Here is a 17,330-nt window from a genome sequence, read left to right as displayed (position 1 = left end):
AGACATGCCTCAAGGTAAAGAACCCCCTCAATTACTCAGACAACGCTTTGTTTATCAGGGACGCAAATTTAACTTTGAAGTTAATCACCTGCGTCTTCCCAATCAAGCTAAAGGCGACTGGGAATGCGTTCGTCACCCCGGTGGGGCGCTAGCGGTTCCTGTGACCCCAGATGGGAAACTGGTACTCGTGCGTCAATATCGGTTTACGGTACAACGGCGGTTATTAGAGTTTCCGGCGGGTACGGTGGAACCTTTAGAAGACCCAGAAACGACAATCCAACGGGAAATTCAAGAAGAAATCGGGTATCGGGCGCACCGTTGGCAATCTTTGGGTAATTTTGCCTTAGCACCAGGGTATTCTGATGAATATATTTACGCATTTCTGGCGCAAGATTTAGAGAAACTGGAGACGCCGCCAGGATTGGATGCGGATGAAGATTTAGAAACGGTATTGATGACTCCTGAAGAATTAGAAAAAGCGATTCATGGGGGGGATGCGGTTGATGCTAAATCGATTTGTAGCTTTTACCTAGCGCGTCCGTTTTTGCCGCAATAGTGGGTTAATTGTTGTTGAAGATATTCGGGAAACCGTAGGGGCGCACAGACGTGCGCCCTATCCAATGTGCGCCCTATGCTAATATGTTGCAAAATAGGGTTGTGTGGCGAACATTGTAGAGACGTTTCGCTGGAACGTTTCTCTCTATCTGATAATTATATTTTTAACGCAGAGGGACGCAGAGGTTAACGCAGAGGAACGCAGAGGAGGTTAGTGGAGTTTGGCGACAATTTTATAGAATTGAGAAAACAAAGGGAAGTGCTATCAATTAGTTCATAGCGAGGGCTGGATAAGAGTTTGAATCCATTTTAAGGTTATAATCAACAGCACAACGAGAAAGGCTAGCGCCCATCTCTACAGATTCAAAATTCATTATTCATGACTGATCTGATTCTCTTCTGGCATCGCCGTGATTTACGAATTTCTGATAATATTGGTCTGGCTGCGGCTTGTAAAAAAAGTCAGAAGGTGATAGGGGTCTTTTGTATTGACCCGAATATCTTAGAACGGGATGATATCGCCCCAGCTAGAGTTATGTACATGATTGGCTGTTTACAGGAGTTACAACAACGCTACGCTGAAGTTGGGAGTCAATTATTAATCTTGCATCAAAATCCTACTCAAGGAATTCCCGCTCTAGCTGACGCCCTCAACGCTAAAGCGGTATTCTGGAACCGGGATGTTGAACCCTATGCCAAAACGCGCGATCGCACGGTACAAGATGCCCTATCGGAAAAAGGGATTGCGGTTGAATTTTTCTGGGATCAACTCTTACACGCCCCCGGAGAAATTCGCACCAATTCCGGCGATCCTTACAAGGTTTATACCCCCTTCTGGAAAAACTGGAAAGACCAAGCCAAAACTGCCCCGGCTGAATCCTTTAAAAATGCTGAAGGACTCACCGAAACGGAACAGGATGTGGTGAAAAAGGTGGGGACAATTGAGTTGCCTACGGCTAAAGATTTAGGGTTGACTTGGGACAATCCCCTAATCCTGGAACCAGGAGAGAAAGCCGCGAAAGAGAGACTAGAGGAATTTGGCGATCGCACCATCGACAAATACCAACATCAACGCAATCTTCCCGCCATTGATGGTACATCCCGACTCAGCGCCGCCCTCAAATTTGGGGCGATCGGTATTCGCACGGTTTGGCAAGCTACCCAAAGGGCTATAGAGGGCAGCTTTAGCGATGAAACTCGTGGTAGTATTCAAACCTGGCAACAGGAATTAGCTTGGCGAGAATTTTATCAACACGCCCTTTATTTCTTTCCTGAATTAGCAACAGGACCCTATCGTGATACTTTCCAAGATTTCCCCTGGGACAATAATCAAACCTTGTTTAAAGCCTGGTGTGAAGGTAGAACGGGTTATCCTATCGTTGATGCTGCCATGCGCCAGTTAAATGAAACGGGATGGATGCATAACCGTTGTCGGATGATTGTTGCCAGTTTCTTGACTAAAGACTTGATTATTAACTGGCAGTGGGGTGAAAACTATTTTATGCAAAAATTATATGATGGTGACTTAGCGGCTAATAATGGCGGCTGGCAATGGAGTGCATCCAGTGGTATGGACCCGAAGCCCTTGCGAATTTTTAATCCCGCAAGTCAGGCACAAAAATATGACCCGGATGGAGAGTATATTCGCCAATGGTTACCGGAGTTGAGTTCACTGGATACAAAATACCTGGTTACGGGGAAAATTCCTGCGGATGAACGTTCGAGTTGTGGCTATCCTGAACCCATCGTGGATCACAAAAAACAGCAGCAAGACTTTAAAGTGCGCTATCAACAGCAAAAAGGTTGACACTCCCTCGCCTGAGACGAGGGATTCTTCTTTCATCCAGAAACCTTAGAGTAATAAAGCAAAAAGGATAAGTTATTCGTCATTCGTCATTTGTAAATTCTCTCCCTCATCTCCCTCATCTTCCCCATCTCTCCCATCTCCACTCCCCTGCACCTAGAGCTCTCCGCACTTCATCAGGGGACATCCCATGGCATAATGGAGGGCATTTGCTCAACTCACACACTCACTGGGTACAGCACAAGCAGATGTACTACCTGCTTTATGGCAGTGTATACTTTATCGTTCATTTCTTCGGGAGCGCAAGGCTAACGTGAAGATTTTGGTGGTTGGCAATGGGGGACGCGAACACGCCCTCGCCTGGAAACTGTTGCAATCTCAACGCATTAAACAAGTAATCTGTGTTCCTGGCAATGGGGGTACAGCAACAAACCCACAGTGTCAGAATCTGCCCTTACGAGTGGATGATTTTGCCGGAATTGCCCGGTTTGCTTTGGTTCATAATGTTTCTTTAGTGGTTGTTGGTCCGGAACTCCCTTTGGCGTTGGGGATTACGGACTATCTGCGCCGTCAAAACTTGGTGGTTTTTGGTCCCACTCAAGCGGGTGCCCAAATTGAATCGAGTAAGTCTTGGGCGAAAACGTTAATGCAGTCGGCTGGCGTTCCTACTCCTGGGTTTGCTATGTTTGCCGATAAGGATGAGGCGATCGCATACCTGAAAGAGCAAGATGCCCCAATTGTCGTCAAGGCAGATGGTTTGGCAGCCGGAAAAGGGGTTACGGTGGCTCAAACCATTGAGGAAGCGGTGGCGGCGGTTGAGTTCTTGTTTAAGAATAAGTTTAATGCCGTGGTCATCGAAGAATGTGTCACGGGTCAAGAAGTATCTGTTTTGGCACTAACCGATGGCATCACCATTCGTCCTTTATTACCCGCTCAAGATCACAAGCGGATTGGTGAAGGCGATACGGGACTCAATACGGGCGGGATGGGCGCTTTTGCTCCTTCTGTCTTGGTGAATCCTAGCTTGATGGCACGGATTGAGCAAGACATTCTTCAACCCACGGTTAATGCGTTGCAGGAACGCGGGATTGACTATCGCGGTGTTCTCTACGCGGGGTTAATGATTACGCCTCAAGGTGCTCCTACCGTTCTGGAATTTAATTGTCGCTTCGGTGACCCAGAAACCCAAGCGATTTTACCGTTGCTGGAAACGCCTCTGCACGAGTTGCTCCTGGCTTGTACCGGGCGGAAACTGGCAGAATTTCCCCCAATTAGCTGGCAACCTGGGGCGGCGGCTTGTGTGGTGGCGGCGGCTCAAGGGTATCCGGGTGCTTATCAGAAAGGTCATGTTATTAATGGGATTGAACAAGCCCAGGAACGAGGTGCTACGGTTTTTTGTGCCGGAACTCAGTTTAAGCAGCAACAAATGCTAACCGATGGTGGGCGCGTCTTAGGGGTGACAGCAACAGGCGAAACATTAGAAGGTGCGATCGCAGCCACTTATCGGGCGATAGACTGTATTGAGTTTGAGGGAATGTACTATCGTAAAGATATCGGTCATCGCGTCACCCAAACCTAACCCCTGTCAGATCGACAGTTGTACTCAAGAGCAGGAACAGGGAGACAGAGGATGTTCCAGACGTGTCATTCCATGTCTGGGAGCCGAGGAGCCTAGAGAGGATATGGGAGTTAACTTAAAACTTCCCCCATCACCCTCTCCTTGCTCAAAGCTTCAATTTTTGAGAGAATTTAATATAAATTAAGGAAACTTTTCCGTTTAATGCTGATTAACCAATTTTTCTGGCTTTGCTGAAAACCTTCCGAGAAGTACTGGCACGGTGGTGGTCGGAGTTTACTCTCCAGACCCGATTAATGGCGGCGGCGACCTTAGCCGTCTCCCTGATTATGAGTGGCTTGACCTTTTGGGCGGTCAACACGATTCAACAAGATGCCCGCGTGAACGATACTCGTTTTGGTCGAGATTTGGGTCTACTGCTGGCGGCTAATGTAGCGCCTCAGATTGCGGAAAACAATCTGACAGAAGTCGCTCGCTTTTCTAACCGTTTTTATAGCAGTACCTCTAGCGTGCGCTATATGATTTACGCTGACGAGGATGGCAGAATCTTCTTCGGCATCCCCTTTTCTGAATCAGAGGTTCACAATTCTCTGACGATTCAACGCCGAATAAAGCTTCCTGAAGATTATGCCAAAAACTCAGACCTACCGATGGTTCGGCAGCATCTGACCCCAGACGGGGAAGTTACTGATGTTTTTGTTCCTCTCACCCATGAAGGCAAGTATCTCGGCGTTTTAGCTATTGGCATTAACCCCAATCCCACGGTTGTTGCTTCCTCGAATTTGACCCGGGATGTCACCATTGCTGTGTTTATCTCAATTTGGGTGATGGTGATTCTGGGCGCGGTATTTAACGCCTTGACGATTACACAACCGATTAAAGAACTGCTAACGGGTGTCAAAAATATTGCCGCAGGGAACTTCAATCAGCGCATAGACTTACCCCTGGGAGGAGAACTGGGAGAACTGATTTCCAGCTTCAACGAAATGGCAGAACGCTTAGAGCGCTATGAGGAACAAAATATTGAGGAGTTGACCGCAGAAAAAGCCAAACTGGAAACCTTGGTATCTACGATCGCGGATGGTGCTGTATTACTTGATACCACATTGAACGTGATTTTGGTCAACCCGACGGCGCGGCGTATCTTTGGCTGGGATAGTCATACCCTGGTTGGCGAAAACCTGCTGCATCATCTACCAACAGCCGTTACCCTGGAACTAACGCGACCCTTGTATCAAATTGCTGGCGGCGAAACCACAGGGGAACGGGAAGGAGAGGAGTTCCGTATTACCCTGAGTGAACCTACACCTCGCACGGTTCGGATTCTGCTGACACGGGTGTTTGACCAATATCGCGAGAGTATCAAAGGCATTGCGATGACAGTGCAGGATATTACCCGTGAGGTGGAATTGAATGAGGCAAAGAGTCAATTTATTAGCAATGTCTCTCATGAACTGAGAACACCATTATTTAATATCAAATCATTTATCGAAACCCTACACGAATACGGCGAAGACTTGAGTGAAGTAGAACGGCAAGAATTTCTGGAAACGGCGAATCGAGAAACCGACCGTTTAACTCGTCTGGTTAACGATGTTTTGGATTTGTCGAGACTGGAAACATCTTGCCGCATATATCATTTTGAACCTGTAGACGTGGCAGGACCTGTGGAGCAAACCCTCCGCACTTATCAGCTTAATGCCCGGGATAAAGGGATTGAACTGGTTCAGGAAATTGCCCCCCAAATGCCTCTTGTGTTAGGGCATTATGACTTATTGCTGCAAGTCTTTGATAATTTGGTGGGCAACGCGCTGAAATTCACAGAATCTGGTGGACGAGTGGTGATTCGTACCTATCCCCTAGAAACCAATTCCCATCATCCGGATGAAATTCCTCAAGTTCGGGTGGAAATTTCTGATACAGGTATTGGGATTGATTGGGAGGATCAAGAAAACATTTTTGATCGATTTTTCCGCGTCGAAAACCGGGTGCATACCCTAGAAGGTACAGGTTTAGGTCTTTCTATTGTCCGAAATATTGTGGAGAAACACCACAGCCGAGTCTATTTAGTCAGTGAAGTGGGGATTGGTACAACCTTTTGGTTTGACTTGGATGTGTGTACAGAAAAAGAGCAATCTGGGCAATCCTCAGAAGACCACTTACTGACATCAGAAGACCATTTACTCTCAACAGAGACGGATGAGACAACCGCATCGGTGACTTAATTTTTCACTGATTATAAACATGACGATTCGGATGGCACAAGAATCGGATATTCCGAAACTGGCACAATTGTATCAAGAAACGGTACTCGCGATCGCGCCGCATTATTACTCTGATGAGCAAACTCATAGCTGGGCGTCGTTTGCCACAGATAATGTCAGGTTTGGCGAGTTCATTTTGTCAGGGAAAACATTTGTGGCGACAGATGAAACCAGGATTCTCGGCTTTGCTGGGATAGCCGATAATGGTCATATTACCTCAGTCTATGTCCGGCGCGATCGCATCCACCAAGGGATTGGTTCGACTCTGATGCAAACTCTCTTGGATTATGCCAAAAATCACAGGATTGAGCGCTTATATGCAGAAGCGAGTGAGTTTAGCTTGGGGTTGTTTAAAAAATATGGCTTTCACCACTATGATACGGAGATTGTCGAGCGTCAGGGTGTGGAATTTAAGCGTTATTTAGTTGAGCGTGGTGTAATCAAAAAGGATTAGTAATCCCCTTTTGCCACGGCGATTAAAATCGCGGCTAGACAAACAAAGTCCGCCTACGCGGACTAATGAAATATTGAAAACCCGCGCAGGCGGGTTTCGTTTGTGTAGCTGCGGTTTCAACCGCCCAGCTTGCGGATACTCATAAACGAGTCTTTGATACTCGCGGACGAGTCTTTGATACTCATAAACGAGTCTTTGATACTCACTGACGAATCTATAATACTCACCAACGAGTCTTTAATACTCATAAACGAGTCTTTAATACTCATAAACGAGTCTTTAATACTCATAAACGAGTCTTTGATACTCACCGACGAGTCTTTGATACTCGCGGACGAGTCTTTGATACTCACCGACGAGTCTTTGATACTCGTCAACAGAATCCATCTCCTCCCCAGCCTGTAGAGACGCGCCATGGCGCGTCTCTACAATGCCATGGCGCGTCTCTACAATGCCATGGCGCGTCTCTACAATGCCATGGCGCGTCTCTACAATGCCATGGCGCGTCTCTAAAACTGGGATGCAGCCCAGCCAAACCTGAATAACAAAACAATCAGGCTAAAGCCGCAATAATTCTTTCTGTGCCCGTATTCTTATCTAATCCTGCCTTTCCCAATATCCCTCAACCGCTTAACTCGTCGGCGCCGAACCCCCATCTGACTTGGGCGTCTTCGCCTTCATCGCCTTAAACCGTTCTCCTAATTCCTCCGCCGCCGCCTTTAAACCGGGGGTGCGCTTAGCCGCCGTCTTCACATACTCATACACCTCTAAACTACTCGCCATCGCCTCACTTCCCACCGCCAGCAGCGTATCATCTATTTTTTCCTCCAGTTGGCGCAACTCCAAGAAAATTTCCTGCAGCGCCAGTGCTAACTTATAATCCTGGACAAATTCATTAAAATCAAAGCTATTGGGCAAAATATCCGGATTCGACTGGGCAATATTTAAACTATTCTGGACAAACCCCAAGCTTTTATCTCCCATCTTAAACAGCTTACGGCGTTCTTCAACACTCAGATTGACTAAGAACGAGAGTTTTTCCTCAATGGTTTGGATAGCGGCTTTAATCGCTTCTTTATCTTCGTCGGAAAGCGTCGCGCTAATATTTTGGTAGGGCATAATCGTTATCCTGAAAAGATTTTGTGGATAGATGAGCTAATCCAGATTCAGTCGGTGCTAGGGTTCAGTGATGACAGATAAGCCAAAAGATAGATGACTGAATACTGACGTTGAGTTCATCTATATAATAGGATGCCAGTTTTTTGAGCAAATTGCCCAGTCGAAGCTTACAGGTTTGTCAAGTCGTGTCATAGTTTGTAGTGGACTGACACAGTTAAAATTGTGGAATAGATTTTACCATTAAATCGGGCGCACGCCGTGCGCCCCTACATCAGGGATAATTCATGGGGTAGGGGTACGATAATATCGTGCCCTAATCTAACCGAATTCAACCGGGTATCAACCTTGGGGTTAAATCAATTCCCAATCCCCATCCTCTATTCTCGACAAACGGACAACCTCTCCCGCGCTTGTGGATGCGTCGCCAGATAATCCAGGAGCCAATCACAACCATTGGGTTTGGGGTAATCGGGCGCACGCCGTGCGCCCCTACATCAGGGATAATTCATGGGGTATGACAATGGATAATGAACAATGGATAATGACCTCTCCTTAAAAGAAGAGGATTGAAATTAAGGAAAATATTTTTTAATTTCTTCGTAAACGAAGAGGTCTTAGACCCAATTAATCAATTATCAATTATCAATTATTAATTATCCATTGATAAACGGGCAATTTGCTACGGGATTTTCCCGATTGGGCATAAAAAGCGATTTAATTCAAAGTGTAACCACTCACGAGTTAGAGAGTAAAGTAAACACTATACTAACAGCAACTAATCCCAGTAACCCGACTACGGCTGGGTGACGCTGACACCACAATTTTGCCCCGTGTAAGGGACTACGACGCGGCATATAAATCGGTTCAGGTTTCAGGGTAGACTGGTCTTTATCTGTATAAAGGGTGCATTCCTTGGCGTAAGGACGTTGAGGAAACGTACAGGTATCATCGGCATGATAGAGACAGGTTTGACACAAATACTTCTGTTCCACGGCTTGGTGTAAGGTAATACCTGGATGACCGTAGGCTTTGAGAATCATGCCACAATGAGGGCAAGTAATTTCTTGATTACTGATAGATTGATGGCAACGGGGACAACTAGACATCAGGTCTAACGTTAGCTGGGTGTTTGAGGAAATTTTCTGACTTGATATTCACTCGCCTGAATCATCTGATAATCGTGATTAAACTCCTGCTCAAACCGCTTGTGGGTTTTATCCAACTGCTCTTGTGGAACAGCTTCCCACTGTTGACGGCTTGTCCAACGAATGATCAGAATGACCTCAGCAGGAGTTTCTGGCTCAATCCAGACTTCTTTGCTGATGAATCCTGGACAGCTAGCCAGCATGGATGTCCAGATTTCGGCATCTTTCTGAATAAATGTTTCCCGAAGTTCGGGCGAGACTCTAAATTTAAGATACTCAATTACCATAACTAGGCACTTGCGCTTGATCGGATACTGTGCAACTGAGGCAAAAACGAACACAGCAGCAGTTATGGGCAAGATAGCACACAATGGAACTGGAGGTGGGAATACAACCTCCCTTCCCCTATCCTGGGGGAAGCACCGAGTTACAGGAACAGCGTATGGATAATAGAGACTGGCTGAAGCAGTTATTGATGGTTGGTGTGGGCACAACGTCCATGGTGGCAGACAAACTGCGAGAAGTTAGCGATGAATGGGTAAAAGATGGAAAAATTAATCCAGAGCAAGCCCAAGGATTCGTCGATGATATGGTGCAGCAGATCAAATCGGAGCAAGGTAACTTTGAAGTCAACATGGAACGACAGCTACGGAACCTCTTGCAGGAGTTAGGTGTCCCTCGCCAAACGGAAGTGGATGAATTGCGCGGGCGCATTGATCGGTTGGAACGTCAAGTGCGGGATCTAGAAAATAAGCTGTGGCGTTAATCAAGGATTGAATAGGAGGATAGATTTTGAGAGATATTCTAATCAGCTTAGGTGTTATTGTTGCCTGTGGATTGTTGTTGGTAGTGACTCAACTCAGTCGAGGGAGTGCAACAGCCGAGGAACTCAACCTCACCCAACCTCAATCCCTAACCCAAGTCACCCAGGCTAGCCCCATCCCTGACAATCAACCCATTGCCATGAATACAGATTCCACTGAAGCACAGAACACCGAGCAGGACATTGTCACCACACCATCGGGTTTGAAATATGTCGAACTCAAAGAAGGTGACGGCGCACAACCCCAAAAAGGTCAAACCGTTGTGGTTCACTATACCGGAACTCTGGAAGATGGCATCAAGTTTGATAGTTCCCGCGATCGCAACCGTCCGTTTTCCTTTAAACTCGGTGTAGGACAGGTGATCAAAGGCTGGGATGAAGGCGTTGCCACGATGAAAGTTGGCGGACGTCGGCGGCTGATCGTTCCTCCAGAATTAGGCTATGGTTCCCGGGGTGCAGGTGGAGTGATTCCGCCTAACGCGACTCTAATTTTCGATGTGGAATTGTTGAAAATTAGTTAGAAATCATCACGCCTTTCCCAGTCAGCTCTAATGATCACTGATTGGGATGGGCGAGATTGCGGAAGCGAGTATACTGAGGGTCAAAGATTAACTTCACCACGCCAGTTGGACCATTGCGATGTTTGGTAATAATCACTTCGGTGATCCCTTGATCTGGCGTATTTGGATTATAATACTCATCCCGGTACAACATAATCACTAAGTCCGCATCTTGCTCAATCGAACCCGACTCTCTCAAATCGGACATCATTGGTCGCTTATTGTTCCGCGCTTCTACGGCTCGACTAAGCTGAGATAGAGCAATCACAGGAGTATTCAGTTCCCGGGCTAACCCTTTGAGAGAACGGGTAATCCGAGACAGTTCTTGGACTCGATTTTCACTACCACTCCCTTCCATTAACTGCAAGTAATCGATCAAAACCAATCCCAGCATTCCCCCAAGTTCAGCCTGGAGACGCCGCAGATTTGATCGCATCTGCATAACGCTGGGGTTAGGCGTATCCTCGATATAAATGGGTAATTCTGATAACGTCCCCACTGCTTGGGAGAGAGGTTCCCATTGATTTTGAGTAATTCTCCCCGTTCGCAAATAGTTACTTTCAATAGTCGCCTCGCTAGATAAAAGCCGCTGCACTAATTGCGCCTTGGACATTTCTAAACTAAAAATTGCTACAGGAAATTTATCGGCAATATTGCGAGCCATAGCCAACGCAAAGCTAGTTTTTCCCATTGAGGGTCTTCCCGCCACAATAATTAGATCAGAACGCCCAAACCCACCCGTTAACGCATCCAAGTCATAGAAATTAGAGGGTATACCAGGTAAGGCAATCCCTTCATGAAGGGTTTCTATTTCCTGAAAAGCTTGAATTAATGTCTCAGAGATTGGCACTAACCCTTGTTGCGGGCGCACCTGAGTCACATTAAAAATTTTCTGTTCTGCTTGATCAAGAACAAAGTCCAACTCCTTATGCGTCTCGTAACCCAATTGAACAATCTCATTTCCCGATTGGATGAGCTGACGGCGCAGGTACTTATCCATCACCAACGCCGCGTAGCGGTCAATATTGACGGCTGACACCGTGCGTTCAATTAACTGCGCTATCTTGCTCTGACCCCCCACCTTGTCTAATAATTTATGGTCATACAACCAAGAGGTAACGCTCATGAAATCCGTTGGCTTACCTTCATGATGCAGAATGAAGGCACATCTATAGATTTCTTGGTGAGCGCTAACGTAGAAGGCTTCTGGAGACAATAAATCCACCACTCGACTCATGGCTTCGGGGTCAAGCATGATCCCGCCCAAAATCGACTCCTCCGCCTCAATGATTTGAGGCGGTATAGAGCTACTGATAATTGAAAGATTAAAGTCTAGAGCCATCGCCAGAGATAGCGAGTACAACAAGGCAGAGGGTAGGGGAGCAGGGGCGCACAGGAGCACAGAGCCAAAACCTGATCGGATCGGTAAAACCCGCCCCTATATCCGGAGTAGAGACGTAGAATCCTACGTCTCTACATCGGGGCAACGTGAATTTCTATAACCGCCGTAACTTCTGGATGCAGTTTGACTTGAGCTTTATAGAAACCCAGCTTGCTGATATCGGGAAGCGTGATTCCCCGACGATCTATTTCTTGGTTCGTCGCTGCTTGAATGGCTTCTGCTACATCGGCTGCCGTAACTGTACCAAAGATTGCCTCTTGTTCACCCACTTGCTTACGGATGGTAAAGCGACCAATGGTTTCTAATGCTGTCTTACGGGCTTCAGCTTGCTGCTTTTCTTCGAGTAAACGTTGTCGCTCTTGTTCTTTGCGCCGCTCAACTTGCTTGAGAATGCCAGCAGTGGCTAAGGTGCCAATCCCATGGGGAATCAAATAATTACGAGCATAGCCAGGAGCGACGTCCACCAGTTCGCCAGTTTTGCCTAGCTTCCTAACGTCTTGATTTAAAACTAACTGTACACGTTTTGCCATTGTCTTTTTTGGGTACGGGCTGCTTAACTTAGACTATATGATGCTTACTCAGAACTCCAATTATACGAAAATTTGGGATTCGTGTAGAGACGTAGCATGCTACGTCTCTACACCCTGGGGTGAAGTACCCCAACTTGCTTCGCTCTTATTTGGGGCTTCCAACTTAGCTAAACAAGGACGGTCTTATTCGTCTTTGGGATTTCCCGTCTCATTCGCCGATGCCACGTTGGGCACTTTCTAATTCCTAAGAGCAGAAAGTCCAGAACTCAATCTGGTGATGGTCTTACTCAGCGTCCACAGGCAGCCGCCCGTCTTCCACAGGCAGTTATTTTTTACTCGTACAACATAACTTGGCTTATCTTTTACCGTAGGGCGTAACCTAACGAACCAGTGGTCATGTTCTTTCCCTAGCTGCGATGTTTCTGCGGCAAGCATCTTACTGCTACTTTGAAGTTAGCCTGTCTGATAGTCCATACGCCTAGGCGGGTCAACAACCATTTTTATAGTAGCAGTCTGTTGATTGACTCCGTACCTCCGTCAATCCGCTGTCCATCCTCACCCTGCTAACGCTGAGGGTGAGGACTTCCGCGACTACGTTAAAATTGATCCTTCATCCCCCGCAACCGGGCAAAGGTTTGTACAGGTTCTGTACTGTTCACAGCTTTTTGGATTGTCGGTTGTTCCCAGCGCAAAAAGGGATTCGTCAGTTTTTCGACACCCAGTAGGGAGGGTACTGTTGCCTCTAAGCGACGACGAGCTGCTTCAACGTCAATATATCGGCTGTGGAGGTCTGGGTTGTTGGGATCAACGGTGCGGGCAAATTTGAGATTTTTTAGGGTGTATTCATGGGCGCACCAGACACGAGTATTGTCTGGTAAAGCTCGTAGCTTGCTCAAGGAATCAACCATCTGTGTGGGTGTCCCTTCAAAAAGTCTGCCACATCCTCCGGCGAATAAGGTGTCACCACAGAATAATTCACCCACGTCATTGTCGGTGACAGGGGGAAAATAGTAAGCGATATGCCCGCTAGTATGACCGGGAACAAAAAAGACCTCAGCCGTGCGATCGCTAAACTGAACCTGATCACCCTCTTGTAAAAATACCTGTTGTCCCGGAATTCTGCCCCGATCTTGGGTTCCGCCATAGACACAGACATCAGGGTATCGCTGGATTAACTCTCGATTTCCACCCAGATGATCCCAGTGATGATGAGTGTTAAAAATTGTTACTAACTCTGCACCCAGTTTTTCCAGATGCTGCCATACAGGTTGAGCCTCGGCTGGATCAACGACAGCAGCAATGTTCTGTTCGGGTTCATGGAGCAAAAAGATATAGTTATCCGAAAGGGCTGGTAGTCTATGGACTTGCATATTGAATCGTTCCTCCTCAGAAAAGTCTGTTATCAATCATTTTCCGTATTTAGAGATAAACCACCTCAATGGCAAATCGTCTGATTATGCCGACATTCTGAATAGGCATTAGATTAGAATGGAGCTACGAAGGAAGCCTTGAACCTTCATCCTATCTCTACTACCGCTTACTCAGCTTGAGATGACGAACCTCGGTTAACTAGGCTATCGTAAGTCAAGAGTATAGGTCACCACTAACAACGACTAACCGCCCATGGCAGGAACTGTTCAACGCCCCTCTACTCCCGCGATCGCCCAAATTGTTGATCGGATTCTCGATACGGGTCAATTGAGTCGTTGGGAGTATCTTCAGTTGATTACTACGATGCTTTCTGACTATAAAGTGACGGATGAAGAACGTAGTTATATCAATCGTGTATTGGATGAACGGCAAATGGGAAGACTACAGTGGAGCAGTTAAAAAAAAGCAAATCCTTGAAACCAAAGCGGAAAATTTCATTAGTTGTCAGTGACTTATCGAGCAGTGGATCTGGCAGGTGGGGCGGAGCCGTCCGACCATTTTTATTGTATAAAGCTCTACAAAAACTTGATTATGAAGTTGAAGTTATCGGCTTTGTTCCCCACGAGCAGCGTCAAGATAGTCCGCCGCCAGAAATTCCGATTATTACAATTCCAGCCTATAATTACCCCAAATTTATTATTTCAATCAATAACTTAATTAAACATATCCAAGGAAATATTATTTATGCCAGTAAATTAAAACCAACCAGCTTTGGTGTTGCCCTCATTCAAAAGTTTAAAACCCGATGTCCTGTTCTACTAGATATAGACGATTGGGAGTTAAGTTGGTACGGAGGCGATGACTGGACATACCGTCCTAGCTTAAAACAATTTGCTAGAGATATTCTCAAACCTGAAGGCGCTCTCAGAAATCCGAATCATCCTGTTTATTTAAGATTGACAGAAGGCTTAGTTTCCCAAGCTGATGTAATCACAACTCACACCCATTTCATGCAAGAACGTTTTGGTGGTGTATATCTCCCTCAGGGCAAAGATACTACAGTATTCGATCCCAGTCAGTATAATCCAGAAACTAGTAGAACACGATATAATCTGTCTAACTATCGAGTTATCATGTTTCCAGGAGCGCCACGACCTTATAAAGGTGTAGAGGATGTTTTGATCGCACTCGATCAATTAAATGAATCTGACTTAAGGCTTGTAATTGTTGGGGGTAGTCCATATGATGATTATGACCATCAACTCATGGAAAAGTGGGGACATTGGATTATCAAGCTACCAAGGTTACCTGTGTCAGCAATGCCTGAAGTCGTTGCAGCGGCTCATATTGTGGTCGTTCCTCAGCGAGATACTCCAGCCGCTAAAGCTCAGTTTCCCTTAAAACTAACTGATGCGATGGCAATGGGCAAGCCAATTTTATCGACGCGCGTTGGCGACATTCCGGAAATTTTAGCAGACACGGGTTATCTGGTTGATGCCAGTTCTCCTGAACAAATTGCTGATAAAATTCGGTGGATATTCCAAAACTATCAAGATGCCAATGAGCACGGAAAAAAGGCTAGACAAAGGTGCATAGAATGTTACAGTATAGACAAAATGTCAGACATACTATCTGAAGTCATTAATAAATTATAGCTTTAGATATTGAATAGACTGAAAAAATAAAACTATATGGCTTCCAATTTATTATCAAAAGTTCTTAGACGATATCCAGTACGAGTTACGACAACAGTTCTCTTGGGACTATCGGGTGGATTATTTAACGGTATTGGTACAGCCCTAATCGCTCCGATCATTTTAAATCTATTAGGTATAGATTTAGATTTAAAAAGTGGTCCGCCAATTCTTCAGGCGATTATGTCACCCTTTAATAACCTGCAGGGAAATTATCGGCTGATAGCGATGGCGGGAGCGATTGTGGGACTAATTACTTTAAAAAATCTTTCTAATTATGCCAGTACATTAGCATCGAGTTCGTTAAGACGCAGAATTACATGTGATTTACGTGAAGCAGGAGTAAAATTATTACTCGATGTAGATATAGATTTTTACTCTCGCATGAAAGTGGGTGATCTAGTGAATCGCCTGGGTACAGAAATTGGTCGAGCCGCTGGCGAGGTCAGTACCCTATTAAATATGATGGTGACTGTAACGAATGCTTTAGTATTTCTCGCATTGCTACTGGCTCTTTCTTGGCAATTGACGTTAGCTTCAACGGTTTTAGTGGCTATTGTAGCCGTAGTCAATCAATACTCGATTAGTCGTGCCAAGATATTTGGTAAGCAGCTATCAAGTCTGTCAAAAGCTTATTCGATTGCCGTACTAGAAACTTTGAGCGGAATTAGACTCGTTAAAGCTACTGGTAATGACGAGAGAGAGTATCAAAGAATCCGAAAGCTAATCCGCGATCGCGAAAAGGCAGATTTTCAATCTCAGGCAAACAATGCAGCCATAGGACCCGTTGGTGAAGTGACTAGCATTATCGGTTTGCTGGGAATTGTGTTTATGGGACGAATATTTTTTGCCAGTCAGATAGAGGCTCTATCGGCGGTATTACTTAGTTTTCTCGTCTTACTGCAACGGCTTTTACCTTTAATTTCGCAGTTAAACAAAGCGAGGGGTTCCTTGGCAAATAGTTCTGCCAGTGTGGAAGTAGCACATGACTTCTTGCGCCAGGATAATAAGCCCTTTATGAACCAGGGTTCTCAGCCTTACCATCCTTTAAAAGAAGGGATTCATTTTCAGGAGCTATCCTTTGCCTATCCGACTCAACCGAACAAGTTAATATTAAAAGATGTTGATTTATACTTACCTCGTGGTACAACATTAGCGTTAGTGGGATCGTCGGGTGCCGGCAAATCAACATTAGCTGATTTATTACCACGATTTTATGACCCCACTGAGGGAATTATTACCCTAGATGGAGTCGATTTGCGGGAGTTTGATATCAAAAGTCTCCGCAATATGATGGGAATTGTCAGCCAGGATACATTTTTGTTTAATACCTCGGTTCACGAGAATATTGCTTATGCTCGACCGGATGCTTCCGAAAAAGACGTAATTGAAGCAGCGCGACGGGCAAATGCATTAGAATTTATTGAACAACTCCCGAAGGGGTTTAAGACGATGATTGGCGATCGCGGGGTGCTATTATCAGGAGGACAGCGTCAGCGTCTTGCCATTGCTCGCGCTCTTTTGCAAAATCCGGATATCTTGATTCTGGACGAAGCCACGAGTGCATTAGATACGGTTTCTGAGCGTCTGGTACAAGAAGCGCTGGAGGAATTAAGTCGCGATCGCACAACTCTAGTGATTGCTCACCGCCTTTCAACTGTGCAAAACGCTGATCAAATTGCCGTCTTAGAGAAAGGATGTGTAATGGAAGTCGGGAAACATGACGAACTTTTACGCAAAGGAGGGTACTACGCACGGTTGTACCAGATGCAATTTGCTGAACATCCTCAAGCTAAGCCGACAGCGAATCCTGCTTTAATTAAAGCATCTCACGAAGTCCGAACCATGCTCAATTCCATGATCGGTTCTATCCGGTTATTAGCGGATGACTTAGTAGATACTCCAGAAGAGGAGAATGAATTATTAGAAGAATCCTATAGTTCAGCTATCAATATTCTCAATACTATTGAGTTGTTTGAGAATAGTGCTAAGTTTTCAAAAAAATAGGAAGCATTTTATTATAACAAAATATA

General features: G+C 45.7%; 17 protein-coding genes. 10 read left to right on the top strand and 7 right to left on the bottom strand.

The annotated features are described in order from the left end of the window. The first annotated feature begins 4 nt into the window (after positions 1-4). From RIM23_RS30900 to RIM23_RS30880, 5 genes are all read left to right on the top strand, one after another. Positions 5-556, top strand: a complete 552-nt coding sequence (locus RIM23_RS30900; RefSeq protein ID WP_446372356.1) for an NUDIX hydrolase — start codon at positions 5-7, stop codon at positions 554-556. A gap of 378 nt (positions 557-934) precedes the next feature. Then, positions 935-2,362, top strand: a complete 1,428-nt coding sequence (locus RIM23_RS30895; RefSeq protein WP_446372354.1) for an FAD-binding domain-containing protein — start codon at positions 935-937, stop codon at positions 2,360-2,362. A 310-nt stretch (positions 2,363-2,672) separates the two neighbouring features. Beyond that, positions 2,673-3,938 carry a phosphoribosylamine--glycine ligase gene (purD, locus tag RIM23_RS30890; protein WP_446372352.1) on the top strand — a complete coding sequence of 422 codons (1,266 nt, stop codon included), beginning with the start codon at positions 2,673-2,675 and terminating at the stop codon, positions 3,936-3,938. 293 nt (positions 3,939-4,231) lie between these two features. Beyond that, the gene (nblS, locus tag RIM23_RS30885; protein ID WP_446372392.1) at positions 4,232-6,160 is read left to right on the top strand and encodes a two-component system sensor histidine kinase NblS; all 1,929 of its coding nucleotides are present in this window, start codon (positions 4,232-4,234) and stop codon (positions 6,158-6,160) included. Between the two features lie 19 nt (positions 6,161-6,179). Then, positions 6,180-6,653: an N-acetyltransferase family protein gene (locus RIM23_RS30880; RefSeq protein ID WP_446372350.1), complete on the top strand. Its 474-nt coding sequence runs from the start codon at positions 6,180-6,182 to the stop codon at positions 6,651-6,653. A 116-nt stretch (positions 6,654-6,769) separates the two neighbouring features. Here RIM23_RS30880 and RIM23_RS30875 read toward each other — a convergent pair whose 3' ends face one another. The 4 genes from RIM23_RS30875 to RIM23_RS30860 form a co-directional block, all read right to left on the bottom strand. Continuing rightward, the gene (locus RIM23_RS30875) at positions 6,770-7,069 is read right to left on the bottom strand and encodes a hypothetical protein (RefSeq protein WP_446372348.1); all 300 of its coding nucleotides are present in this window, start codon (positions 7,067-7,069) and stop codon (positions 6,770-6,772) included. Between the two features lie 214 nt (positions 7,070-7,283). Then, complete coding sequence (locus tag RIM23_RS30870) at positions 7,284-7,772, bottom strand: hypothetical protein (protein ID WP_446372346.1); 489 nt, start codon at positions 7,770-7,772, stop codon at positions 7,284-7,286. Positions 7,773-8,506: 734 nt separating this feature from the next. After that, entirely contained in the window at positions 8,507-8,878 is a 372-nt protein-coding gene (locus RIM23_RS30865) for a hypothetical protein (RefSeq protein WP_446372344.1), read from the bottom strand. Positions 8,879-8,889: 11 nt separating this feature from the next. After that, positions 8,890-9,204, bottom strand: coding sequence for a TIGR03792 family protein (locus RIM23_RS30860; protein ID WP_446372342.1), 315 nt, complete (start codon positions 9,202-9,204; stop codon positions 8,890-8,892). A gap of 155 nt (positions 9,205-9,359) precedes the next feature. Here RIM23_RS30860 and RIM23_RS30855 point away from each other — a divergent pair, with 155 nt between their 5' ends. Continuing rightward, positions 9,360-9,683: a phasin family protein gene (locus RIM23_RS30855; RefSeq protein ID WP_446357297.1), complete on the top strand. Its 324-nt coding sequence runs from the start codon at positions 9,360-9,362 to the stop codon at positions 9,681-9,683. A gap of 26 nt (positions 9,684-9,709) precedes the next feature. Next, positions 9,710-10,261: an FKBP-type peptidyl-prolyl cis-trans isomerase gene (locus RIM23_RS30850; protein WP_446372340.1), complete on the top strand. Its 552-nt coding sequence runs from the start codon at positions 9,710-9,712 to the stop codon at positions 10,259-10,261. Between the two features lie 34 nt (positions 10,262-10,295). Here the strand turns inward: RIM23_RS30850 and dnaB are convergent, their stop codons facing one another. The 3 genes from dnaB to gloB form a co-directional block, all read right to left on the bottom strand. Continuing rightward, on the bottom strand, positions 10,296-11,642 hold the full coding sequence (gene dnaB, locus RIM23_RS30845; protein ID WP_446372338.1) for a replicative DNA helicase: 1,347 nt from the start codon (positions 11,640-11,642) through the stop codon (positions 10,296-10,298). 131 nt (positions 11,643-11,773) lie between these two features. Beyond that, complete coding sequence (rplI, locus tag RIM23_RS30840; protein ID WP_446372336.1) at positions 11,774-12,232, bottom strand: 50S ribosomal protein L9; 459 nt, start codon at positions 12,230-12,232, stop codon at positions 11,774-11,776. Positions 12,233-12,828: 596 nt separating this feature from the next. After that, complete coding sequence (gene gloB, locus RIM23_RS30835) at positions 12,829-13,602, bottom strand: hydroxyacylglutathione hydrolase (protein WP_446372334.1); 774 nt, start codon at positions 13,600-13,602, stop codon at positions 12,829-12,831. Between the two features lie 253 nt (positions 13,603-13,855). Between gloB and RIM23_RS30830 the strand changes: the two genes are divergently transcribed. The 3 genes from RIM23_RS30830 to RIM23_RS30820 are packed head-to-tail and all read left to right on the top strand — an operon-like array spanning position 13,856 to position 17,304. After that, entirely contained in the window at positions 13,856-14,062 is a 207-nt protein-coding gene (locus RIM23_RS30830; protein WP_446372332.1) for a hypothetical protein, read from the top strand. Next, entirely contained in the window at positions 14,050-15,258 is a 1,209-nt protein-coding gene (locus tag RIM23_RS30825; protein ID WP_446372330.1) for a glycosyltransferase family 4 protein, read from the top strand. Before RIM23_RS30830 ends, RIM23_RS30825 begins: the two co-directional genes overlap by 13 nt. Before the next feature lie 36 nt (positions 15,259-15,294). Beyond that, positions 15,295-17,304 (top strand): ABC transporter ATP-binding protein, encoded by a 2,010-nt coding sequence (locus RIM23_RS30820; protein ID WP_446372328.1) that lies wholly within the window; start codon positions 15,295-15,297, stop codon positions 17,302-17,304. The last annotated feature ends 26 nt before the right edge of the window (positions 17,305-17,330 follow it).

The organism is Coleofasciculus sp. G3-WIS-01 (genome assembly GCF_040223135.1).
GTDB lineage: Bacteria > Cyanobacteriota > Cyanobacteriia > Cyanobacteriales > Coleofasciculaceae > Coleofasciculus.
The sequence above is the reverse complement of the archived record's forward strand: the minus strand, read 5'-3'. Positions and strand labels throughout refer to the sequence as shown.

Coding starts and splice junctions, on each gene's coding strand:
- RIM23_RS30900 (WP_446372356.1), top strand. CDS start 5: ATGCCTCAAGGTAAAGAACCCCCTCAATTACTCAGACAACGCTTTGTT.
- RIM23_RS30895 (WP_446372354.1), top strand. CDS start 935: ATGACTGATCTGATTCTCTTCTGGCATCGCCGTGATTTACGAATTTCT.
- nblS (WP_446372392.1), top strand. CDS start 4,232: ATGGCGGCGGCGACCTTAGCCGTCTCCCTGATTATGAGTGGCTTGACC.
- RIM23_RS30880 (WP_446372350.1), top strand. CDS start 6,180: ATGACGATTCGGATGGCACAAGAATCGGATATTCCGAAACTGGCACAA.
- RIM23_RS30875 (WP_446372348.1), bottom strand. CDS start 7,069: ATGGCGCGTCTCTACAGGCTGGGGAGGAGATGGATTCTGTTGACGAGT.
- RIM23_RS30870 (WP_446372346.1), bottom strand. CDS start 7,772: ATGCCCTACCAAAATATTAGCGCGACGCTTTCCGACGAAGATAAAGAA.
- RIM23_RS30865 (WP_446372344.1), bottom strand. CDS start 8,878: ATGTCTAGTTGTCCCCGTTGCCATCAATCTATCAGTAATCAAGAAATT.
- RIM23_RS30860 (WP_446372342.1), bottom strand. CDS start 9,204: ATGGTAATTGAGTATCTTAAATTTAGAGTCTCGCCCGAACTTCGGGAA.
- RIM23_RS30855 (WP_446357297.1), top strand. CDS start 9,360: ATGGATAATAGAGACTGGCTGAAGCAGTTATTGATGGTTGGTGTGGGC.
- dnaB (WP_446372338.1), bottom strand. CDS start 11,642: ATGGCTCTAGACTTTAATCTTTCAATTATCAGTAGCTCTATACCGCCT.
- rplI (WP_446372336.1), bottom strand. CDS start 12,232: ATGGCAAAACGTGTACAGTTAGTTTTAAATCAAGACGTTAGGAAGCTA.
- gloB (WP_446372334.1), bottom strand. CDS start 13,602: ATGCAAGTCCATAGACTACCAGCCCTTTCGGATAACTATATCTTTTTG.
- RIM23_RS30830 (WP_446372332.1), top strand. CDS start 13,856: ATGGCAGGAACTGTTCAACGCCCCTCTACTCCCGCGATCGCCCAAATT.
- RIM23_RS30820 (WP_446372328.1), top strand. CDS start 15,295: ATGGCTTCCAATTTATTATCAAAAGTTCTTAGACGATATCCAGTACGA.